25 protein-coding genes and 1 riboswitch are annotated in these 22864 nt (G+C 42.9%); of the genes, 5 read left to right on the top strand and 20 right to left on the bottom strand.

The annotated features are described in order from the left end of the window. Window positions 1-41: 41 nt before the first annotated feature. Window positions 42-377 carry a hypothetical protein gene (locus AR335_RS13790; RefSeq protein ID WP_053355579.1) on the top strand — a complete coding sequence of 112 codons (336 nt, stop codon included), beginning with the start codon at window positions 42-44 and terminating at the stop codon, window positions 375-377. 27 nt (window positions 378-404) lie between these two features. On the opposite strand, the gene AR335_RS24105 is transcribed toward AR335_RS13790, so the two are convergent. Further along, window positions 405-1721: a globin-coupled sensor protein gene (locus tag AR335_RS24105; protein WP_062236729.1), complete on the bottom strand. Its 1317-nt coding sequence runs from the start codon at window positions 1719-1721 to the stop codon at window positions 405-407. 171 nt (window positions 1722-1892) lie between these two features. Between AR335_RS24105 and AR335_RS24110 the strand changes: the two genes are divergently transcribed. Beyond that, window positions 1893-2063 (top strand): hypothetical protein, encoded by a 171-nt coding sequence (locus AR335_RS24110; RefSeq protein ID WP_156418973.1) that lies wholly within the window; start codon window positions 1893-1895, stop codon window positions 2061-2063. Between the two features lie 44 nt (window positions 2064-2107). On the opposite strand, the gene AR335_RS13800 is transcribed toward AR335_RS24110, so the two are convergent. The 8 genes from AR335_RS13800 to AR335_RS13835 form a co-directional block, all read right to left on the bottom strand. Continuing rightward, entirely contained in the window at window positions 2108-4129 is a 2022-nt protein-coding gene (locus tag AR335_RS13800; protein WP_062236732.1) for an ABC transporter ATP-binding protein, read from the bottom strand. A gap of 3 nt (window positions 4130-4132) precedes the next feature. Next, a complete protein-coding gene (locus AR335_RS13805) occupies window positions 4133-5887 on the bottom strand; it encodes an ABC transporter ATP-binding protein (protein WP_062236735.1) in 1755 nt (584 codons plus the stop codon). Window positions 5888-6423: 536 nt separating this feature from the next. Then, window positions 6424-6894: a 6,7-dimethyl-8-ribityllumazine synthase gene (gene ribH, locus AR335_RS13810; protein WP_053355583.1), complete on the bottom strand. Its 471-nt coding sequence runs from the start codon at window positions 6892-6894 to the stop codon at window positions 6424-6426. Between the two features lie 20 nt (window positions 6895-6914). After that, a complete protein-coding gene (locus AR335_RS13815; RefSeq protein ID WP_062236738.1) occupies window positions 6915-8108 on the bottom strand; it encodes a bifunctional 3,4-dihydroxy-2-butanone-4-phosphate synthase/GTP cyclohydrolase II in 1194 nt (397 codons plus the stop codon). A gap of 20 nt (window positions 8109-8128) precedes the next feature. After that, a complete protein-coding gene (ribE, locus tag AR335_RS13820; protein WP_053355585.1) occupies window positions 8129-8779 on the bottom strand; it encodes a riboflavin synthase in 651 nt (216 codons plus the stop codon). Window positions 8780-8994: 215 nt separating this feature from the next. After that, a riboswitch (FMN riboswitch) is annotated at window positions 8995-9142 on the bottom strand. A 79-nt stretch (window positions 9143-9221) separates the two neighbouring features. Next, complete coding sequence (gene nfsA / locus AR335_RS13825) at window positions 9222-9968, bottom strand: oxygen-insensitive NADPH nitroreductase (protein ID WP_053355586.1); 747 nt, start codon at window positions 9966-9968, stop codon at window positions 9222-9224. A 120-nt stretch (window positions 9969-10088) separates the two neighbouring features. Next, window positions 10089-10967, bottom strand: coding sequence for a LysR family transcriptional regulator (locus AR335_RS13830; protein ID WP_062236741.1), 879 nt, complete (start codon window positions 10965-10967; stop codon window positions 10089-10091). A 197-nt stretch (window positions 10968-11164) separates the two neighbouring features. Then, window positions 11165-11485: a thioredoxin family protein gene (locus tag AR335_RS13835; protein ID WP_062236743.1), complete on the bottom strand. Its 321-nt coding sequence runs from the start codon at window positions 11483-11485 to the stop codon at window positions 11165-11167. 163 nt (window positions 11486-11648) lie between these two features. On the opposite strand from AR335_RS13835, the gene dapF reads away from it, so the two are divergent. Continuing rightward, complete coding sequence (gene dapF, locus AR335_RS13840) at window positions 11649-12620, top strand: diaminopimelate epimerase (protein WP_062237110.1); 972 nt, start codon at window positions 11649-11651, stop codon at window positions 12618-12620. A gap of 354 nt (window positions 12621-12974) precedes the next feature. On the opposite strand, the gene AR335_RS24115 is transcribed toward dapF, so the two are convergent. Both AR335_RS24115 and AR335_RS13850 read right to left on the bottom strand, forming a co-directional pair. After that, entirely contained in the window at window positions 12975-13280 is a 306-nt protein-coding gene (locus tag AR335_RS24115) for a class I SAM-dependent methyltransferase (RefSeq protein ID WP_156418974.1), read from the bottom strand. A gap of 153 nt (window positions 13281-13433) precedes the next feature. After that, window positions 13434-13778 (bottom strand): DUF4383 domain-containing protein, encoded by a 345-nt coding sequence (locus AR335_RS13850; RefSeq protein WP_082683500.1) that lies wholly within the window; start codon window positions 13776-13778, stop codon window positions 13434-13436. 193 nt (window positions 13779-13971) lie between these two features. Between AR335_RS13850 and AR335_RS13855 the strand changes: the two genes are divergently transcribed. Further along, entirely contained in the window at window positions 13972-15222 is a 1251-nt protein-coding gene (locus tag AR335_RS13855; RefSeq protein WP_062236748.1) for an aminopeptidase P family protein, read from the top strand. Between the two features lie 68 nt (window positions 15223-15290). On the opposite strand, the gene AR335_RS13860 is transcribed toward AR335_RS13855, so the two are convergent. Next, on the bottom strand, window positions 15291-15659 hold the full coding sequence (locus AR335_RS13860) for a hypothetical protein (protein WP_062236751.1): 369 nt from the start codon (window positions 15657-15659) through the stop codon (window positions 15291-15293). Window positions 15660-15835: 176 nt separating this feature from the next. Between AR335_RS13860 and AR335_RS23225 the strand changes: the two genes are divergently transcribed. Further along, the gene (locus tag AR335_RS23225; RefSeq protein WP_082683501.1) at window positions 15836-16009 is read left to right on the top strand and encodes a YjcZ family sporulation protein; all 174 of its coding nucleotides are present in this window, start codon (window positions 15836-15838) and stop codon (window positions 16007-16009) included. An 81-nt stretch (window positions 16010-16090) separates the two neighbouring features. On the opposite strand, the gene AR335_RS13865 is transcribed toward AR335_RS23225, so the two are convergent. The 8 genes from AR335_RS13865 to AR335_RS13900 form a co-directional block, all read right to left on the bottom strand. After that, complete coding sequence (locus AR335_RS13865) at window positions 16091-16777, bottom strand: zinc metallopeptidase (protein ID WP_062236754.1); 687 nt, start codon at window positions 16775-16777, stop codon at window positions 16091-16093. Between the two features lie 35 nt (window positions 16778-16812). Then, the gene (locus AR335_RS13870) at window positions 16813-17526 is read right to left on the bottom strand and encodes a sporulation protein (protein WP_062236757.1); all 714 of its coding nucleotides are present in this window, start codon (window positions 17524-17526) and stop codon (window positions 16813-16815) included. A gap of 109 nt (window positions 17527-17635) precedes the next feature. After that, a complete protein-coding gene (gene modB, locus AR335_RS13875) occupies window positions 17636-18292 on the bottom strand; it encodes a molybdate ABC transporter permease subunit (RefSeq protein ID WP_062236760.1) in 657 nt (218 codons plus the stop codon). 149 nt (window positions 18293-18441) lie between these two features. After that, window positions 18442-19353 (bottom strand): cation diffusion facilitator family transporter, encoded by a 912-nt coding sequence (locus AR335_RS13880; RefSeq protein ID WP_062236763.1) that lies wholly within the window; start codon window positions 19351-19353, stop codon window positions 18442-18444. A 124-nt stretch (window positions 19354-19477) separates the two neighbouring features. Then, complete coding sequence (locus tag AR335_RS13885) at window positions 19478-20284, bottom strand: DUF2971 domain-containing protein (RefSeq protein WP_062236766.1); 807 nt, start codon at window positions 20282-20284, stop codon at window positions 19478-19480. A gap of 172 nt (window positions 20285-20456) precedes the next feature. Next, the gene (locus tag AR335_RS13890; RefSeq protein WP_062236769.1) at window positions 20457-21851 is read right to left on the bottom strand and encodes a nucleoside recognition domain-containing protein; all 1395 of its coding nucleotides are present in this window, start codon (window positions 21849-21851) and stop codon (window positions 20457-20459) included. Then, window positions 21836-22543, bottom strand: coding sequence for a FeoB small GTPase domain-containing protein (locus tag AR335_RS13895; RefSeq protein ID WP_062236771.1), 708 nt, complete (start codon window positions 22541-22543; stop codon window positions 21836-21838). Before AR335_RS13895 ends, AR335_RS13890 begins: the two co-directional genes overlap by 16 nt. Continuing rightward, window positions 22536-22787 carry a FeoA family protein gene (locus AR335_RS13900; protein ID WP_062236774.1) on the bottom strand — a complete coding sequence of 84 codons (252 nt, stop codon included), beginning with the start codon at window positions 22785-22787 and terminating at the stop codon, window positions 22536-22538. The genes AR335_RS13895 and AR335_RS13900 overlap by 8 nt, the downstream gene beginning before the upstream one ends. Between the last annotated feature and the right edge of the window lie 77 nt (window positions 22788-22864).

Here is a 22864-nt window from a genome sequence, read left to right on the forward strand (position 1 = left end):
TTCTGGTGGTTTCAGGGTACATTGTTAAAGAGGTGAGCATAATGAGCGAATTAAAAATTATCGACGTAAAAGACCATATAAATAACTGGGCTGGACATCAGATTTCCATCCGAAAAGAAGAAAATGGAGATTTGGATCAGATCAACATTCAGCTGGAAGAGGCGACTTTTGAACAGCGGGATTCCATTGATGACTATCTATCCGATAATGTCATGTTCCTGCACGGTAGAGCTTACAGTACGGAAGATGGAGAGTCGACTGAACTTCCATCTGTTTTATATGAAGTTCCCCTTGATGGAATTAACGGAATCAATATTGATGGCAGCATCATTTCATTTATAACAAACAGAGGGCAATATGCCATCATAAAATCATAAAAAAGAGCCCAATAAGGGGCTCTTTTTTTATAGATGATACGTACTGTCTGAAAGGCTTTCTGCAGATTGAGCAATTTGGGCAATGGCATGTTCCATCTCTTTAATAATTTTTGCTATATCCAGTATTTTTCCTCCAACGCTGTTGCTCTGTTTTCTGCTTTCTTCCATGTTTGTGAGAATTTCATTGAAAAAATCGTTCATTTCCTCAACTTCAGCTGTATTCTCATTGATCCAGCTATTGATTTGTGCCGAAGAAGCCGTAATTAAATCCATCCGCCCATTCGTGTTGGAGATATATTCAGCGACTCCTCCTACTGAATCTTTGGTTTGCTCTGCCAGTTTTCTGACTTCTCCCGCTACTACAGCAAAACCTTTACCCATTTCCCCTGCTCTTGCTGCTTCAATGGCTGCATTCAGGGCAAGTAAATTGGTCTGTTCGGCGATTCCTTTCACGAGATCAACAATTTCAATAATATGGCCAGAGTCTTCTTTTAATAAAAGAATCTCTTTTGATATTTGATTCATTTTCTGCTTGATCTGCTGTACCGATGATAAGTGCAGCTCGATCTTTTCTTTGCCTTCTTTTGATTTTTCAGATACGAGAGAGGCATACTCTACACTGCTCTGTGCATGTTCTACAACATCTCCAGATTGTGCGGCAAGCTGTTCGATCGCTGCACTCGCCTCCTGGGCAATGGCAGCCAGCTCGTCAGAAGAAGAGTTGACCGTTTGTTTTACCAATGCTTTCTGCTCCTCAATTTTCATCCTGGTTTTCTCTTCTTCAAGAGAAAACGCCTCAAGAACCAGCTGTTGTTCAAGGTTCAGCATTTTGGTAATGGCTGTAGCCGCAAGATAAAAATCCTCTTTCCCCTCCAGATGTTCGTCCATGATGGATAAAAGAGATAACTGAAGATCCTGAAAAGCGGAAATATACCATTTCGGCTGTAATCCAATTTTAAAATGAATGTGCGCGATCATTTTCCTTTGTTCAATAAAGGCATGGTTAATCTCACCGTTAAACATTTCACGAATATGGCGCTCAAGTGTCAGTCTCAGCCGTTCAATAGAACTGTTTTTCTCTATAATCTCAGAAAGCTGAGGTACGTGGGCAATTGTGTTGTAGAACCCAGTGACAACTTGATCAATATGCTGGGAAACAAAAGGCTGTAGTGCTCGGAGAACCGCCAGATCTTCCGGGGTCATTGAAATCATGGCTAACTGCTTTTCCAGACTGGATCCAGGGCTTCGTTCCATCACAACATGGTTCAATTCATGCAGCACTTGTTCCTGAAGGCTCGATTTCATTTCTTCCTTTTTAAAATACCGAATCATTTTAGTTTTCATTTGTCTTCTCCCAATCTGCATTTTGGGTATACATTATCCCGTTTTTACATACATTGAATTACATTTATCTACCTAGTTATTATCGGTTAGTTATGGATAGGGTTTAATATGTTTTAATAAGGGTAATTATCCACAAACTGGATTTTCTTAACATTAAGTAGGAGGGTATTCATGCATCCTGATTGGAAAAAGAAAATCGTTATTACAGGAATGGCTGCTATATTAAATGTAACAGGGACCGCTGCCGCATCTGAGGGAAGCGATGGCTCTGGCCATGAAAATTGTACAGACGGAAAGCTCGATACCGACTGTGCTGAAAGGGAACAAGAGGAAGTTCAATAGATTTTCCAAATAAAAAAGGGAGCCGGCTGGCTCCCTTTTTAATGTTATACTGCTTTACTCTCTTTCTGTCCTTGTTGAATTTGATACATTTGAAAATAGCGGCCTCGGGCTTCCATCAATGAAGTATGATCGCCCTTTTCAACAATTCTCCCGCGATCCAGGACAAGAATCTGGTCCGCATTTTTAATGGTGGACAGCCTGTGGGCAATGATAAAGGTCGTTCGTCCCCTCTTCAGCACATCAAGCGCCTCTTGAATGATGGCCTCTGTTTCAGTATCGATACTAGCCGTTGCCTCATCCAAAATTAAGATTGCTGGATTGAACGCCAGGGCTCTTGCAAAAGAAAGAAGCTGCCTTTGACCGGAAGAAAGAGTGCTTCCTTTTTCGATGACGGGTTCATCCAATCCTTTTGGAAGGTTTTGTACAAACGGCATCGCTCCTACATCATTAATGGCCTTTTCTACCATCTCTCTTGAAATCGAGGGGTCATCCAGGCTGATGTTCGAAGCGATGGTTCCCGTAAATAGAAATGGATCCTGCAGAACAATCCCCATATGCTCCCTGAGCACCTGCTTTGGCATTTTCATAATATCCTTGCCATCAATAAGGATTCTCCCCTGCTTAATATCATAAAACCGGAAAAGAAGGTTCATAATAGAGCTTTTTCCTGACCCCGTATGGCCGACAAGAGCTACCGTTTCGCCCTGCCTTGCTTCAAAGGTAATATCATTCAAGACATTCTCACCTTCTTTATAAGCAAATGTAACTCCATTGAATGTTACATTTCCTTTATAACGCTCAACTTCCTGTACCTTCACATCCATACCCGGTTCATCCAGCAGGACAAATACACGCTCTGCTGATACGAGCGCCTGCTCAAGCTGGGCGAGCTGGTTAACCATCCCGGTGATGGGCTGGAACAGCCGGTTCAAGTAATCAACAAAAGCATAGAGGACCCCAACGGAAATCAGGGTGTCCGTCTTAAGTGAGGCCCCTCCGAAGTACCAGATCAAGGCAACAAACGCTAAATTCCTAAGTACACTCACAAGGTTGTGAGAAGTAAGGCCATTTAAACTCAATAACCTATTTTGAAAAGAAAAATATTTCTCATTCATCTCTTCAAACTCTTCTGTCGTTTCCTTCTGCCGTTTAAACGCCCGTATAATTGGCATGCCTTGGATGGATTCGTTGACCATTCCATTGATGTCGCTCAGTGTTGAACGGATAATATGGTTATACTTAGAAGCCAGTTTTCGATAGAGTTTAATCCAAACAACCAGAATTGGCACGAGAATCATCGTGATCAATGCGAGACGCATATCCAGAATGAACAGCGCTGTGAAGATTCCCGCCATATAAATAATGCCTGTGAAGAAATTAGAAAGTACATTAACGTACAGCTCTTTAATTGCTTCTGTATCATTCGTCACCCGTGATACTATTTTTCCTGCCGGCTGATTATCAAAATACGTAATCGGCACTCTCTGGATCTGTGAAAATACATCCTGCCGCAGCTTCTTGATGACCAGATTGGAGGAGCTCTGCAGCATATACCTCTGTCCGTACTGAAACAATCCAGCAAACAACAAAAGAACAAAATAAATGCCCGTCAGCTTAAACAGCCCTCTGATCTCGGGCTTATAAAATTTAAAAAGCTCACTGTTCTTCAGCTGTACTGCCGGATATTTAGTGGTTACACCTTTAGAAGTGACCATGATTTCCTTGTTTTTGTAACTCTTTTCCCCTTCTAATTTTGCGGGCTGATTAATGAAGTAATACTTTCTCCCAATCTGTGTAATCCTGGCCTGTTTTCCTTTTGGTTCACCGGACTGAAAACGATCTTCGCGCTGATATCGGCTCCCCTTATAAGAAACCGTGTCTTTATCTTGAGCAGTCGTTTCAAACCAAGGCTTTTCAATGCCTAGAATGTGAACATCAATCATGCGCTTGGCGATGAACGGACCGGTTAACTCTGCTGATACGGCTAAAGCCAGCAATAGCAGACCTATAATAAAACTTTTTTTATAAATCAGTGCGTAACGAAATAATCTCTTCCCTACGTTCAAATCTTACACCGCCTTTTCATCGAAGGTTTCTTCGACTTTTTGCCGTTCGTACTGCTCACCATACCAGCCTCCGGAGGAGATGAGCTGTGCGTGTGTACCTTCTTCGATAATCCTTCCTTCATCCATTACGATGATCCAATCAGCATGTTCTACTGCTGATAACCTGTGGGTCGTAATAAAAGTGGTCTTTCCTGCCCGTTCTTTTCTGATGTTTGCGATGATTGCTGCTTCCGTCTTAGCATCAACAGCCGATAGCGCATCATCAAGCATGAGGATTTCCGGATCAATAAATAACGCCCTGGCGATAGAAACACGCTGTTTCTGTCCGCCCGATAACGCTACTCCTTTTTCTCCGACAAGCGTATTCAACCCTTCCGGCAAATATTTCACGTCACGGTCAAAGGAGGCCATCCGAAGGACGTGCTGAAGCTCTTCTTCTGTTCCGCTGCTTTTGCCAAATAAGATGTTCTCTCTTATTGTTTTAGAAAATAGAGTGGCATCCTGAGGTACATAGCCGATCCATCCCTGGATATCTTCAATGGCCAACTGATGAAGATCAATGCCGGAAATTTGGATTTCTCCTTCACCTAAAGGATACTCTCTGAGCAGCTGTTTCAGGAACGTCGTTTTTCCGCTTCCTGTGCGGCCTACAATCCCAAGCGTCTGTCCTTTTTTCACCCCTGCATTCACGGACACAAGATTATCTACCTCAGAAGAAGGATAGCGGAAGGTCACATCATGAAATGCAATCTCTCCAGGTTCTTTGAGAGGGATGAGGTCATCTTCATTTTTAACGTCCGGTTCATAAGCGAGAGTCTCGTTCACCCTGTCAAGTGAAGCATTTCCCCGCTGCATGATGTTGATCAATTCTCCAACAGCGAACATGGGCCAAATGAGCATACCAAGGTAAACGTTAAAAGAAACCAACTGCCCTAATGTGATACTGTTATGAAACACCAGATACGCCCCGTACCCAAGACCGATCAAGTAGCTGATGCCGACGAGTACTTTAATAGTCGGTTCAAACAGCGCATCGATTTTAGCAACGGCGATATTTTTACCGTACACATCGTCGGTAAGGTCATTGAACCGCTCGATGTCTTCCCGCTCTTTCACGTAGGCGCGAATAACCCTTACTCCTGAAATGCTTTCAAGCACCTGGTCATTCATGTCCCCGAAGGCATCCTGTGCTTTCATGAACCGCTCATGAACTTTCTTTCCATACCTGTTCATGGCAATGGCCATTAAAGGAAGCGGCAATACAGCAGCCAGCGTCAAATTCCAGCTGATGAAAATCCCCATCGTAAAAAGGATAACCAGCATAAATACACTGGAATCAACAAGTGTTAATATCCCGAAACCGGCAGTAACGGAGATCGCCTTCAAGTCATTGGTAGCTCTTGCCATCAAATCTCCTGTCCGGTTCTTTTCGTAAAATGCCGGTGTCATTTTCAACAGGTGTCGCATGAATTTCGAACGAAGAATCCGCTCAACAACAAACGCCCCTCCAAACAACTGATACATCATGAAATACGTTAAAATATAGGTTACTGTTAACAAACCTAAATAAAATAAGATCGTTTGTACAAGCGACTCTTTTGTCAGCTTGCCGAGATTGATCGCATCAATCGCATTGCCGACGATCTTCGGCGGAATGACTTCCAAGATGCCGACAACAATTAATAACAGAACAGCAATCGTATATCGTTTCCAATGCTGTTTAAAAAACCAGCCTAATTTGCTCAGTACCGAAAACATAAATTCTCCCCTTTCCCCTTCATGTTCCTGCAAACAAACGTGCTACCCCGATTCGAGATGGGCTTCAGAATTCAACCTGACCATAGAAAATACATACATAGTGCATTGCTCCTTTATGTGAAAAAATTTGTGAAACCAACTTGAAAAGCGCAAGCGCCCTGGATGCTGGAGCTAGACAAAAGAAAAAAGCATACCGCCCCTGTGGCGATATGCTTAGAAAAACAAAAGACACCTCACAAAGGAAAATGTGACCGGTGCCTGTGAATAAACGAAAAAGAATGACTAGTGTTCTTTCATCTCTGGGTGGCCGGCCGCACTATGAAATTGAGAAACAACGATATGACGAACATCATTGATTTTCACTGACTTTTTCATGACCAACCATCCCTTCAAAAATTTGGTATTGTTTTCGACTTCGCTAATATTAACACTATTCTAACTATAATGTCAATATGAAAAACACTGTATTTTCTTTACTCCCATCTTCCAAAAAAAGAAAAAAATCCGCGGTGTGCGGATTTTTTTCTGGTTAATCATTAAAAATTAAATTGTCGGTTCAAATTAGCCATTTCGATGGCTGCAGCAGCTGCTTCCCATCCTTTGTTTCCGGCTTTTGTACCAGCACGCTCTATCGCCTGCTCAATGGAATCTGTTGTGAGGACACCAAAAATGACAGGTACACCAGACTGAAGAGAAGCAGCGGAAACGCCTTTTGCCGCTTCATTGCAGACATAGTCAAAATGAGGTGTAGAGCCACGGATGACTGTTCCAAGGGTGATAACGGCATCATATTTGCCCGCGTCTGCCATTTTCTTGGCGATCAATGGAATTTCAAAAGCTCCAGGCACCCATGCGATGTCGACGTTCTCTTCTTCTACACCGTGGCGTTTTAAAGCATCCTGCGCCCCGCTTAACAGTTTTCCAGTAATAAATTCATTAAACCGACCTACTACAATTCCAACCTTTAATCCTGATCCAACTAAATTCCCTTCATAAATCGTTGCCATTATTAGAATTCCTCCTCTGATTAAAACTGCAGCAAGTGCCCTAGTTTTGTTTGTTTTGTTTTTAAATATTTTTCGTTATCCTTATTTGACGGCGTTTGAATCGCTATGCGCTCCACCACTTCAAGATCATAGCCTTTTAATCCTGTAATCTTTCGCGGATTATTCGTCAGCAGGCGCATCTTCTTTATACCGAGCTCTTTCAAGATTTGTGCTCCGATACCATAATTTCTGAGATCTGGTGCGAATCCAAGCTTTTCATTGGCTTCTACCGTATCGTAGCCCTCTTCCTGGAGCTTGTAGGCCTTCATTTTATTAAGAAGTCCAATCCCTCTGCCCTCCTGCCTCATGTACAAAAGCACACCAGAATCAGCTTCCTGGATCTGGCGGAGCGCTGCGTGAAGCTGAGGTCCGCAGTCACAGCGGCGGGAACCAAATACATCCCCTGTTAAACATTCCGAGTGAACCCTCACAAGCACTGGCTGATCTGGGTCAATGGTACCCTTAACGAGGGCCACATGTTCTTTATCATCGATTAGGTTGGTAAAAGCGATTGCCGTAAACTCTCCGTATTCCGTCGGAAGCTTAATCTCAACTTCTTTAGCCACCAGCTTTTCCTTCTGGTTTCTATAATGGATTAAATCCTTGATGGTGATGAACTTCAAGTCATGTTCTCGGGCGATTTCCTGCAGTTCAGGCACCCTTGCCATGCTTCCATCCTCATTCATGATCTCGCAGATCATCCCCGCCGGTTTGCAACCAGCCAGAATCGCCAGGTCTACAGCAGCTTCCGTATGGCCCGCACGCTGAAGGACGCCGCCTTTTTTTGCGATTAGGGGAAAGATATGTCCCGGGCGTTTAAAATCAGCTCCCTTCGACTCTTCCTCCACCATCTTTTGAATGGTAACTGCCCGCTCAAGTGCAGAAATGCCGGTTGTGGTACTTTTATGATCAATACTGATCGTAAAGGCTGTTCCATGAGGGTCTGTGCTATGACTGACCATTGGAGAGAGCTCAAGCTTAGCAGCAAGCTGCTCATCGATAGGCGCACAGATCAGCCCTCTTCCATGCTTGGCCATAAAGTTTACGGTTTCGGGTGTGACTTTTTCTGCAATGGCAACAAAGTCACCTTCATTCTCTCTATCCTCATCATCTACCACAATTACTGGTTTTCCCATAACTAAATCCTGTACGGCCTCTTCTATACTGTGAAACATGTAAAAACCCTCCTTTGCCTCTAGAATCCGTGCTCCGTTAAATAGTCCATCGTGATGGCTGTTTTCTTGTTCTCCGGCTGAGTCTTACCGGACATAAATTTTTCAACATATTTTCCAAGCATGTCGCACTCGATGTTTACCGAATCTCCCTTTGCTTTTGCACCCAGTACAGTATGTGAGACCGTATGGGGGATCAAGGAGATCGTAAACGTATCATCTGTCAGTCCAAAGATCGTCAGGCTCGTTCCATCTACAGCAACTGAACCTTTCAGCAAAAGGTATTTCGCAAGGTGCTGCGGTACTTTAATGTCATAATAGATGGCATTTTTTTCTGGCCGCTTCTGGACAATCTCTCCCGTTCCGTCGATATGTCCGCTGACAAAGTGTCCTCCAAACCTTCCGCCGGACGCCATGGCCCGCTCCAAGTTGACTTTGGAATGGAATGACAATCCTTTTAGCCCTGTACTTCTGTACGTTTCCGGCATCACATCAACAGTGAAGCTTTTTTCAGAAAAGGTTGTGACCGTGAGACAAACTCCGTTTACAGAAATGCTGTCCCCGAGCTGTACATCAACGAGAACTTTTGCAGCTGAAATGGTGAGTACAATTGTTTCATTGCCTTTTTTTATACCTTCAATGGTTCCTAATTCTTCTATGATTCCTGTAAACATTCATTCACCCCCTGTCGTTTATAATTGAAATATCTTAATTTAAGGAATGGGCTGAACTTGATGATTAAGCATCAGAAACAAAAAACCCCCGGAAGACACAATTCTCCCAGGGGTTCCTATTTATTGTTCTGAAAAAACTCGTAGCATCAATAAACAGTTATGACGAAATAAGCTTTCAAGGATTGTATTTTTAAACAATGCCAAATAAGCGTTCTTCATTCCTTCTCCCATCCAGACTATACTGTCGGCTCTGGAGTTTCACCAGATCCACCGTCTATGCACACTGCACAGCCGGGTCACGGACTAAGAGGACAAATCCTCATCACCGCCGGTTGGGAATTTCACCCGACCCCGAAGGAAACATATTTAATTGTAAAGCATGATTCAAGTATAACGTTGTTTTATTTTCATTTCAAACATCATATCTCAGAACTTTTTCTTGCTATTGTTTATCAAGCCCTTTCGACTCAATAAATTCTTTCATATAGGTCCGCTTTGGCTGCGCCATTACTCTCGCCATTTGAGTGGCCCACCCTTCATCCCGGGCTCCGCCTGTGCGCTCTTTATAGTACTCTGCCGTTTTCATCTCGAATTCCTTTAAGACCGGCAGCGCTTTTTCATCATCCTTGTACTGATTTTTATGGAAGACGGCTTCTTGAGGCAAGCGCGGTTTTAGACCAGGAGAGGCATCAGGAAAGCCGACAGCCATGCCGAACAGCGGCACTACATGGTCAGGGCAGCGAAGCAGCTCGGAGACTTCCGGAAGATTGTTTCTAATACCCCCGATATAGACGATGCCTAAGCCGAGCGATTCTGCAGCCATAGCAAGGTTCTGTGAAGCAAGAGCAACATCGATCATCCCTACCATGAATCCTTCCTTGGATTGTACGGTCGCATCAACATTTCCGCCTGTCATTTCAGCCATAAGCTTATGGCGGTGATAATCAAGGCAAAAGACGAAGAAGTAGCCATTCTGGGCCACATAGCTTTGATTGCCTGCCAATTCAGCAAGCTTATCCTTTAAACTCTGCTCCTCCACTCCTATGATGGAATATACTTGCTGATAGCTGGAAGTGGAAGCAGACTGAGCACATTGGACAAGCGTTTCAATGGTTTCTTGCGGAATCGGTTCATCTTTAAACCGGCGGATCGACCGGTGAGAAAGAATATTTTTTATCGTTTCGTTCATTCTCCACAATCCCTTCGTGTTAAAGTACTTAGTTATGTTTCCTAATCTATCACAAGATTAATCATGACAGGAAGCCTGGCGGCTTAGGCGTGTTTCATCCTCTCATGCCTATTCGTAATATTAATGGTACCGTAAAAGATGTCTTATAAATTCTTTGATGGCAAAGGTCTTATATTTATGTTTTTTCATCACAATCCCCAAGTGCCATGGGATTTCATTGCCTTTGATCTCCACCTTTTTCACTTTTTGATCATTTACTTTCTCATAGATGGACTGCGGTAGAAAAGAAACGCCAAGGTTCTCTCCTACAAGACCTGTGATAAAATCCCACTGTGAACTTTTATAAGCAATCTGCGGTTCAAAACCGGCCTGGCGGCATTTTGCAAGCATGTAATCATACAACGCAAATTCTTCTGTGAAAAAGATAAAATCCTCATTGCTTAATTCTTTCAGCTCCACCTGTTCCTTTTCGGCAAGCGGATGCTGGCTGCTGACGATCAGCGTCATTACGTCTTTCATGAATGGAACCACATCAAACAGCTCGTCATCTACAGGCAGCACCGATATCCCGAGTTCAAGATTGCCATGAAGCACTTCATCCTCCATTTTTTTCGCACCGTACTCCACCAGCTTGATGGCAATTTCAGGATAAGATTTTTGAAAATCACCAATGATCTTTGGAAAATACAATATTCCAATAACCGGGGGCAGACCGATCGATACGGATCCTTTCTTCAAATGCATCACATCATATAAAGAGGAAGATAGATCTTCCATAGAATGGAGGATCTCTTGCGCATGGCTGTAAACCGCATGTCCCGCATCCGTTAGCTCAATATTCCTTCCCGATCGGTCAATGAGCTGAACTTCAAGCTCTTCTTCCAGAGATTTGACCATCTTGCTTAAGCTCGGCTGTGAAAGGAACAAGGTGTTTGCTGCTTTCGTAAAGCTTCTCTGTTTTCCGACTTCTGCAAAATATTTTAATTGCCTTAAATCCATAATCGCATCCTCTCATAACTAAAAGTTATAAATTATATTATTAACATTCGTTTTACCCATGATACATACAGGTGTAAAATATAGCTATATCAAAAAAACAACAGGACGCTTTTTGATGTAATTGGTATGCAATGTGATGTCATGGATGTACAGAGAAAAGCCGCCTCACAATTTATGAGGCGGCTTTTATTATTCCTTTATACTGGAAGGCTCTCCAGATAAGCACGAACGTTTTCTGGTGTTTTTGCATTAGCACTGTGAAGATGGGCGAGTTTCTCTCCATTTTTAAACAAAAGCAAGCTTGGGATTCCCATGACTTCGTACTTTTCAGCAAGTTCCGGAAACTTATCCCGGTCGATCTCATACCAGGCTTTGTCGTTGTGTTCTTCGATAATATCTCCAATGAATACTTCCAGTCTGCGGCAGTCCGGACACCAGCCCGCTGTAAAAATCATAATGGTTTCTTTATCCGCTGAAATGACTTCATTAAATTCTTCTAAAGTTTGAATCTCTTTCATTTTATTCCCTCCCTTATTTAGCTTACACTATTATATATACCACGCCTAATCTTGATCATGAAGCTTAATGCTCTGTAATTTCTATTATTTGATGTTAACATTTTTTTATGTTTCTTGTTATGATACAAATAAGAAATTCGGCGGAACGAAAGGACGAAGACCATTGAAAATTGACGTTTTAAAAACACATGGCTCCTGCAATGACTTTATTTTAATTGATGAATACAGCAATGATTACGGACTCGATGATGAAAAGCGTACCGTTTTGACGAAGGTCCTCTGTGACCGCAAAGGCTCTATTGGGGCGGACGGCATTTTGTTTATCCAAAAAAGCGAGAAAGCGGATGCTAAATACCGGATTTTCAATTCAGATGGCACCGAGCCGGAAATGTGCGGCAACGGGCTCCGCTGTGCAGGAAGATACATTACTGAGTTATTAGGAAGAGATCATGCCATCGTCGAAACGCTAAAAGCAAACCTCGATGTACAAAGAACTGAAAATATTTACGGCGATATTCAAACCTTTGAAGTTCTGATCGGACCTGTCTCGTTTGATGTTCACACCTTGCCCTTAATCCATGACCAAGAAACACTTGAAAATACGGTGATTCCTGAATTATCTCCAGAAATAGCCTTCACTGCAATAAGTATGCCGAATCCGCATATCATTACACTTGTCGATGATATTGATCAAGATCAAGTGGCTGAGATCGGGAAAAAAGCGAATAAATTAAAAAGTGTGTTTCCCAAGGGCGTGAATGTCAGTTTCGTCAAAGATTTGGGTGATTCAAAAATCTTTGTCCAAACGTATGAACGCGGTGTGGGAATCACTAACTCATGCGGAACAGCGATGTCCGCAGCAAGCCTGATTACGTGCCGGCTAGGCATCAATCATCCCGAAAAAGATATTACAGTGTTAAACAACGGCGGTATGGTGCGCTGCAAAGTGAATGAACTGAAAGAAAGCAGCGGCTATTCTGTACTGCTTAAAGGAAACGCAACCTATGTCTTTTCTGGAACGGTTGAATTTGACTTCAACTCTCCAGAAGAATTTGTCTTTGAACAAGAAGAAGAATTTACACAAGAAGAAGCAAGCTATCGCAAGCTTGAAACGTATGCTAAAAGCGCCGTATAAAACAAAAGACAGTGGCCGTAGATGGCCGCTGTCTTTTGTTTATTTATTTTCGTAAAATCAATGACTGAAAGCTAAAAGAACCGCCAATCACATCAGGGGGAACCACATGGAACCTTTCAATGTGAAAAACAGAAGACACCGTCTCTTGAATGTCTTCATCCGTAAAGAAGGAAAAAATCGCTTCGGATCATAGGAATCGCCTTCCCATACCCCTTCAGAATCAACGCCGCCATACACTCCCATAAAGAAGAGTCCGCCTGCCCTTAACACTCGCTTTATTCCTTCGAGTACATTTATAATCTCGCTTTTTGGTACGTGCAAAAGAGAATTCAATGCCCATGCAGCATCAAACGACTAATCTGCAAATACTAAACTGTCAAAACTCATTACTTCTGCAGCCAGTCCTTTTTCCCGGCATAATCCAACCATCTCAGGTGATAAATCAAGAGACAGGGTGGACAATCCTTCTTGATGAAAAAATAGACTGTCACGCCCCGGCCCGGCACCAAGGTCCAAAAGGCTTTTTTTGTTATCACGCAAGAGCAGGTCAGCAAATATTTGTCTCTCTTCAACCTTCCATGTTTGCGTCTCCTGTCCGTTTCCGCTCATCGATTCTTTATCATAGGATTCTCGTAATTGCTGTTTTAGTCCTGTATTCATCTCTATACTCCTTATGTACTCTTTACGGTCACTTTTCTTTCTTTATCAGCCGGCCGACTTCCCCTTTGCCTCCCTATTCATTTCGGCACGCCGCTCCCTTTTTCCTCGTGAAAAAAAGGATATGTCAGCTGACATACCTTTTTTCCATGAGCCTTAGTTTGAAACTGTCTTGTTTGCTGATTTCGATGCCGGGGATGCGAATCCCGTAAAGATTGAGACAAAAGCAATGATGAAATGCAGCACGTTGTCTGCCGCAAGAAAATGGATTCCCGCAAATTCATGTGTGAATAAACCTAAGATTGCAACAAGCAGATACACAAATCCGAACACTTTCGCATACAATTTCGCCTTCGCTTCTGTACCGCTCATAATGATCGCCACAATTCCTGAAGCTAAATGAACAATATGGTGGACCGGCGTCAGATGATAGAGTCCCTCCATCGGTATAATGAAACCAACAATTCCTATTACGATAAAAATAATACCCAAAGTTAACAAATATTCGTGCCTTCGTTTTCATCCTTTCATCCTAAATACTTTGTTTTCATCTAGCTAACGTTTCCGTTCTTGATTTGGATCACTAAATAGTTAAAATTTACACTCGTATTTGATTGACGAAAAATTCCATTAAAAATACAATGAAAATAAACCACATAGTCAGTTTGATTTTAAAACTACTGAGGAGGGTCCCATGGAAGCATCATTTTTTATTGAAAACAGAAAAAAACTAACAGATCAGCTCCCTGCTGAATCAACAGCTATTCTTTTTGCCGGCCAGGCCCCTTATAAATCTGCCGATGAACGATATCCCTTTACTCCGAACCGCAATTTTTATTATTTAACGGGGATTACCCGTCAAAACATCATCCTCGTTATGAAAAAGACGGAGACTTCCGTGGAAGAGACGCTTTTCATCGAGAAAGCAGATCCTGTGATGGAAAAATGGATTGGCGCGTCACTGACAAAAGAAGAAGCTCAGAATCTTTCCGGGATAAAAAGCATTTCATATCTGGAAAGCTTTGAAACGTTCATGGCAAGAACATTTTTTGCAGAATCCGTAAAGAATGTATACTTAGATTTGGAGCGCAGAGAATGGTCTGAAGCACAAACCAAGGCTTTCTCCTTCGCAAAGCATTTACAGGAGCATTATCCTCATCTTGCGATTCAAAATGCGTATCCTCTCATTACAGAATTAAGAGTGTTCAAAACCGAAGAGGAAGTTCAAAAGATTAAGGAAGCTATCAACATTACGAAAGAAGGCATCTATAACATACTAAAACATGCAAAAGCCGGTATGATGGAAAACCAGCTCGAAGCGCACTTTGACTTTATCCTCAAATCATCAGGCGTTAAGGATTTTGCCTTCCATACCATCTTGGCAAGCGGAAAAAACGCTACTGTTCTGCATTATGAAGACAATGATTCTAAGATCAATGATGGTGATCTCATATTACTGGATCTTGGTGCTCAAAAAGACTATTACAATGCTGATATCAGCTTTACGTTCCCTGTTGATGGAAAATTCACTTCCCGTCAGAAGGAAATCTATAACATTGTTCTTAAAGCATTGAAAGAAACAACAGCCCTTATTAAACCAGGCCTAAAGTTCGCAGAATTAAATGAACACACGAAGGCCGTTCTCGCAGAAGAATGCATAAGAATCGGCTTATTTAAAGAAAAAGCCGAGCTGTCTAATTATTATTACCACGGCGTCAGCCATTTCCTCGGACTCGACACTCATGATGTCGGTTCATACAAAGACCGTGTTCTTGAGCCAGGAATGGTCCTTACGATTGAACCTGGTTTGTATATTGAAGATGAAAGAATCGGCATCCGGATTGAGGACGACATTCTCGTAACCGAAGACGGATATGAGAATCTTTCAAAGGACATTATTCGTACAGTAGAAGACATTGAAGCGTTCATGTCTGAAAATAAATAACAAAAAAAGAACCACAGACATGCTGTCTGTGGTTCTTTTTTATACTTACGAACAAACTGACACTTTAATTACCACCAGAAACGTCTAAAACCCCTGAAACCGAAGAAAGGAAAACCGAACAAACCGAAGCCCGGGAAAAAAGGTCCTACGAAAAACGGGTTGAAACCAAAACCTCCGAAACCAAAACCAGGGAAGAAGCGTTCAGATGCTTCGTCTCTGTGCTGCATAGGCATGATGAGATAAATGTTGTCATTATCATGGCTATGAATCTTTCCATGATAAATCTTACCGTCTGCCATCTCAATCTCACAGTTGGCTCCTGCATACTGCTTGCAGAGATGCATCCAGTGCTCTTTGTGGCTTGGGCTTACCTGGTACGCTTTATTGTCTTTCGGCATGTGATAGCCTGGCTTAATATTACTCATGTGTTCGTACAAGTATAGATCCTCCTTGTGTGGTATATAGCCAGTTTATTCTCTGAGACAAGGTTGGTTACCAAAATGGTTGTTTCACCTATACGTTAACTATCATTCCAAAGACACCGGCACATTTCACAGCTTGCCTAAACCAATTAAGTCAAGCCATCATATTCTAAGTTGAGGAGGTGTAAACTATGAGTTTTTTTGGCGGCGGCGGAGCTACTTTTGCTTTAATTGTCGTATTGTTCATTCTTTTGATTATCGTTGGATGCGCGTGTATCGGCTTCGGAGGCTTTGGGGGCTTCGGAGGCGGATTTGGCGGAGGCGGTTTTGGTGCAGGAGGAATTGGCTACGGCGGAGTCTATTAATTCATGTTTTACCGTTAAGTATAGTAGAAATCAAAGAAGATGTTTCTCATCAAGAGAAACATCTTTTTTACAATATTGATGTTATTCCTCCCGTTCACCTTGGAAAAAAATGATGATGAATTTCAAAAGTTCCAGGAGAGAGATCAATGCAGCGGCCACATACGTAAGAGCCGCAGCGTTCAGTACCTTGTTCACTCCCCGCTCTTCCTCATTGCGGATAAATCCTTCAGTCACAAGATAACGTTTTGCCCGTGAGCTGGCATTAAACTCCACGGGAAGCGTAACGAGCTGAAAGAAGACAGCGAATGAGAAAAGCACAATTCCGATACCGATTAATGAGAACTGGTTAAGCAGAAATCCTCCAAGCAATAAAAAGGGCGCCACTCCCGAGGTCAGGTTCACTAATGGAAACATACGATGACGCAGCGCTAATGCACCATAGGATTGCTTATGCTGAACGGCGTGGCCGACTTCATGGGCAGCAACAGAAACAGATGCGATGGAATCCCCGTAATATACCGGTTCTGAGAGGCGCACCACTTTCGAAACAGGGTCATAATGGTCGGTTAGCGTCCCGCGGACCGGTTCAACCGGGATATTGTGCAACCCGTTGTCATCCAGGATCGACCTTGCGATTTTAGCCCCAGTTTTCCCGGAATGAGCCTCTACTTGTGACCATTTCTTAAAATTCCCTTTAACTTTAAACTGCGCCCACAACGAGACAGCAAATGCAATGATGATCAAAAAATCCATCGGGTGAAAAAACATATCTTTATAAATCCTCCTTTTTTGTGCTCCGTATATTAAGAGATGTTTCGAGCCTTAGCCATATAAGCCAGTTTAGCTTTAAGCTCGTCTTCAACGTCTTGTCGGTTTCTTAGTTTTTCATTCGAAAAAAAGTGTTCTTTCCTATTTATCACGCCTTCACGGCAATAGGTTTCCAGTAAAATTCGGATTCCGCTATTTTCACTCCCCGCCTGGATATGCACTTCTTTTATTTCCTCTTTCATCAGTACAGCAGGGAAAAAAACAAACGTCTGAAGTGACCCGTTGAACTCTCCCGATTCTGCGCTTTCACGGAATCCGAGAGCGCCAAGTCCATAGAAAATCTGCAGGAAAGCATCCGTGCCCTTAAGCGTAACAGTTTCCGTATCCCATACATCCGTCCCATCCTCCAACTCGAGACGCGTACAGAGTGAATAAGAAACAGACTGGCAAGAGATCGGCAAATCTTCTGGCAATGGGTAAATAAATGGAAGAGTAATAACTTCATCTGCATCAATGACAAACTGTTCAGCTGCCGAAACAGAGCCCATCACTTTGGTAGAGGGGAGGCCCTTTATTTCATACTCAACGAGCAGATTCACTGACAGCGAGTGGATCATCTGAGGAACTCCTCCTCCCCTTACCACAATCTGGCCTTCTAATGTCCATCCAAGCACATAAGTTGAGCCTGTAAGCTGCAGATCCACAGCGGCCCCGCCTTTACCAATCTTTGAAAAAATCGATTTAATCACAATCAACCTTCCTGTTGAAATGAGTGTTTACCGTTATATACGGACAATACTCTCTAAGGTTTCATTTTTGCACAAAAAAGCAGGCAACGGCTGGGCCATTACCTGCTGCTTAACGTTTTATCCGATAGGCTGCTGTCAGCATTACAAAAGAAATACTGATGCTTGCGAGGACGAGAAGCCAAGCCTCCCTCATGTTCCCTGAATCAATGGCAAGATAGATAGCGGTCGGAATCGTTTGAGTCTTACCCGGGATATTTCCAGCAAACATTAAAGTTGCTCCGAACTCGCCAAGCGCCCTTGCAAAGCTTAAGATCGCTCCAGAAATAATGGATGTCATTGAGAGAGGAACAGAAATAAGAAGAAAAACCTTCCATCTCCCGCCTCCATCTACCCTGGCTGCATCCTCGATCTCATGATTGACACCTTCAAAACCTGTTTTTGCCGATTGATACATAAGAGGAAAAGCCACCACACTTGAAGCAAGAACAGCCGCCCACCATGTAAAAATGATCGGCTGATGAAACACCGCTTCGATCAGCTGTCCGGCCGGACTCCTCTTCCCAAACACAACAATAAGTAAAAATCCAATAACCGTTGGAGGAAGTACGAGCGGCAGCATCAGCATCGTTTCAATGATCAACTTTCCTTTAAAACGCCTGCCTGCCATAGTCTTACCCAGTATAACCCCGATGATTATCACGATGAGCCAGGCTGTTGCCGCAATACTGATGGACAAAGAGATCGGCGGCCAAATATCTGCTAACATAGTTCCTCCTCAGGATGAAAATTTTGTATGTAACATGATACGTCGATATTTATTATAGCGAATGAGGAAGTGATTTTACAAAAACTTGCCGCATCTCTAAAAAAGCCGAGCTCACAACCATGAGGTTAACTGAGCTCAGCTCTTTCGGATTAGTTACAGTGATCCCCCTTTTTACAAGGATGGCCGCCTGCATCAATCTGTATCGTCGTGTGTTCAATATGGTATTCATCATGCAGCAGGCTGTTTGCTTGTATTAACAACGCTTGTTGATCAATCCCGGTATCCGTAACCAGGTGGCAGCTGAAGGCCGGAAAATCTGAAGTGATTGACCAGACATGCAGATCATTCACCTCTTTTACTTCCTGAATGGATAATAGTGTTTGTTTAACCTTATCTATATTGATGTTGGCTGGAGTCCCTTCCATTAAGATGTGGATGGATTCTTTCGTTACCCGCCAGCCACTTATCAATACAAGGACAGCTACTATAACACTTGCTGCCGGATCCGCCCATCCCCAACCGAAGAACATAATAAGGAGGGCTGCGATAATCGCACCTACAGATCCAAGCAAATCTCCAAGCACATGCAGAAAAGCACTTCTTACATTTATGTTTTCGTCTTTATCGCCTCTCATCAGAATAAATGCAGCTATGATATTCACAATAAAACCGATTACTGACACAATCAGCATGCCAGAGCTGACAATACTGACAGGCTGTAAAATACGATGATACGCTTCCCAAAAGATATAGATAGCAATCGCAATCAGAGCAATTCCATTAATAAAAGCTGCTAAAATCTCAAAACGTTTGTAACCAAATGTTTTAGAATGAGAAGAGGCCCTCTTACCATACGTCATGGCTAAAAAACTTAATCCAAGTGCCGCTGAATCGCTCAGCATATGCCCTGCATCTGATAACAGCGCCAGGCTGTTGGTCATTATTCCACCGATGACTTCAACCACCATAAACAGAGTAATGATAATGAAAGCCCACTTTAATGCATCCTTATTTCCGCTGCCGTGATGATGGTGGTGCTGGTGATCATGAGAATGTCCCATAGCAATAATTCCTTTCATATATGAATATATGCTCATATATATATTATGGCAATGCATCCTGTTATGTGCAACCTTTTTAGGATGGATATAGAAAAAGCAGCCTTAAACGGCTGCTGCTGAAATTTCAATAAAATGGTCCTTCATATAACGACGATTTAATCACAGGTTTAAACGGAAGCCTGTATTTTTCCAGAACGGACTGTACCACCTCCCTCAGCCATTCAGGGCTTGTTGGCGATACATACACTTCATCAATTAATGTGTTCAAATTACTCTGTACATATGCCCCGTCTTTATGGTCAAAAATGCGGTTATTCGGATTATCAAATGCGAGCAGTCGGATCTCGTTCTCGTGACTGAAGGAACGGCGTTTGTAAAAGAGTGTTTCATAGGGATTCAGGCTCGCCATTTCAGAATTAAAGTTAATGTACTGAACCTGTCCGATATACGTATGAAACCTCTTATCCGATATGCTGCTGTATAATTTCTCCACAGTAGAGCAGATGGCGATGCCTTCATCGGACTTCAAGTACAGATTCCACATGGCCGCAGATTCCTCTTCGTTCAAGTGCCAGCAGTTCACTCCGACATAATCATGCATCTGCTTGATGTATTCGTGAAGCTGTCTTCGCTTCTCTTCTTTCGATAGTCTTTCATCCACAGGTATGGTCAAATAAGATAGAGGATCATTCAAAATATTATTAACATCCAGCGCCGAATAACTGCCTTCATGATTATCCACGAACAGCGAAGGTTTTGGAAAGAACAAGGATTTTTGATATAGCATACTGACAAACTTAGCAAAGTCCATATACTTCCATACCTTTGATTTTTCTGATAGCCGTCTGTTGTTTTTTATGTTGTATGTGTTGTTTTGATCAAACTGAGATTCGAATTTGACCAATGCCTTCTCAGCCCAGTATTCACTCATAAAACAATCCTTTCTACGATATCCCTGTTCATCGTTTATATTTTAATTCACCGTTTTCCATATCATCCAATCACGCTATATAGAAAAAAGCTTCTGATTATACAGAAGCTTTTCATGGTTTATACTTATGCCTGTCTTTAGCCTTTTATGAGGGGTTCAAAGACCTCTATTGCTATCCTATCCATCTAGCCGTTTGAGCAATTGCAAACGTAACGAGAATAGCGATAGCTGTAGGAATAATAAATGACAGGAAGGTCCATTTGGCACTCTTTGTTTCTTTATAAATGTTAACCAGTGTCGTACCGCACGGGAAATGAAGCAGGGAAAACAGCATCATATTCAACGCTGTCAGCCACGTCCACCCATGGCTAACAAAAATCTGTTTTAAATCACCGAGATTATCAACTTCTGTCATGGCTCCTGTAGAGAGATAGCCCATAATCAAAATCGGCAAGACAATCTCATTTGCAGGTAGCCCTACAAGAAACGCCATTAGGATGTAGCCATCAAGTCCGAGCATTTGCCCGAACGGATCTAAAAAATTGACAACATGCATTAAAATACTCTGATCCCCTGCATTCACGTTGGCCAGGACCCACGTCAAAATTCCAGCCGGTGCCGCCACTTTCACCGCTCTCATCAATACGGATAAAGAGCGCTGAAGTGAAGAACGGATCACTGTTTCCCAGAACTTAGGCCTACGGTAAGGCGGAAGCTCCAATGTATAGTGAGTTGGAACCCCTTTTAGAGCGGTTTTGGAAAGAACCCAGGAAACCAGAAAGGTCACTAGAATTCCAAAAAGAACGATTCCAACAATGACCGCTGTCGTCACAAGCGACTTTGCGCCGCCTGTATAGCCGGCCGCCATAAACAGCGAGGCCAGGACAATCAGCGTTCCCCATCTTCCATTACACGGAACAAAGTTGTTGGTTAAGATCGCGAGCATCCGCTCTCTTGGCGACTCGATAATCCTTGAAGACAGCATGGCGGCCGCATTACAGCCGAATCCCATCGCCATCGTTAAGGACTGCTTTCCGTGCGCCCCGACTTTTTTAAATACTCGGTCCATGTTAAACGCTACTCTTGGGAGATATCCGTAGTTCTCCAAGAGTGCAAACGTCGGGAAGAAGATCGCCATCGGAGGAAGCATCACGCTGATCACCCAGGTCGTTCCCCGGTACAGTCCTAAAACCAGCAGTCCGTGCAGCCAGTCTGGAGCATTCATTAACTGAAAAAGTGAGGTGATGTAATTCTCCAGCCATCCAAAAAAACTGGCAATCATCTCAGATGGAATATTGGCTCCGGCAATCGTCAGATAGAACACGATACCCAGCATAACGATCATGATGGGAAAACCCCAGATCGGTGACGTGAAGATAGCATCAAGCTTCTCCGTATGCTTATCACGTTTTGTCTTTCCATAAGAAACACTATCTTCACATAACTGCTTGCTCTCCTGATACAGATTTTGTACGATCTTGTCGCGAAGGTTAGGTGACGACATCTCTTTTGCTCTTTGGTACAACTGGTTTAAATCACCTGAATGGCCAGCTAGCTCTGATTGCATACTGTTTCCTCCTTCGCTTTTAATCTTTCATTCAGCTCGTTCAGCAGGGATTCATCTCCGTCCAGCAAACGCAATGCTACCCATCGGGATGAAATACGGTCATCCACAACTTCTTTTACGAAAGGCTCCAAAGAAGCAATCCCGGCTTCAATTTCACCATCATATTTGACTTGTGCAGGTTCACACGTGATCTTTCCGGATACAATCCGATCAATCGTATCAAGCAATAAAGGAAATCCAGCCCTGTTTCTTGCGGATAGTTTAATAACAGGAACCCCGAGGCGCCTCGCCATTAAACGTTCATTGATCGTGATGCCTCTCTTATCTGCCTCATCAATCAGATTAATGCAGATGACCACATTCTTTGTCATCTCCAGGATTTGAAGAGCGAGGTTCAGGTTCCGTTCAAGAGAAGTAGCATCAACGACAACAAGTGTAATGTGAGGTTTTTCAAAAATGATATAATTTCTGGCCACTTCTTCATCAGCTGAATTTGAAAAAATGGAATAAGTGCCCGGCAGATCGATAAACCTGTACTGCTTATCTTTATGCCTGAAGGTACCTTCAGCAAGCGAAACCGTCTTGCCTGCCCAATTGCCGGTATGCTGCTTAAGTCCTGTTAAAGCGTTAAATAAGGTGCTTTTACCAGTGTTTGGATTGCCGGCTAAGGCTACACGAAATGTATCAGTCATGCTGTATCAGCTCCCCCTGTATTCTTGTGCTCTCTTCTTTCCTTAAAGCAATCGTCGTCTGGCTCACCCGAAAAGCAATGGGATCTCCCAGGGGGCTTTTTCTTATAACCTCCACAACAGCACCCGGCACAAAACCAAGATCCAGCAGCCTTCTTCTCATCACACCTTCGATCTCCATGGAGGTGATTCGAATGAAGTCGCCTTTTTTGCCATCAAACAAGTTTCCATATTTAGTCCCATCCATTTATTTTTCCTCCACTCTTATTTGTTTCCCTAGCGCAACATTTGCTTATATCATATGTATATACACTGTCTTTGTCA

The organism is Fictibacillus sp. FJAT-27399 (assembly GCF_001510655.1).
GTDB lineage: Bacteria > Bacillota > Bacilli > Bacillales > Fictibacillaceae > Fictibacillus_C > Fictibacillus_C marinisediminis.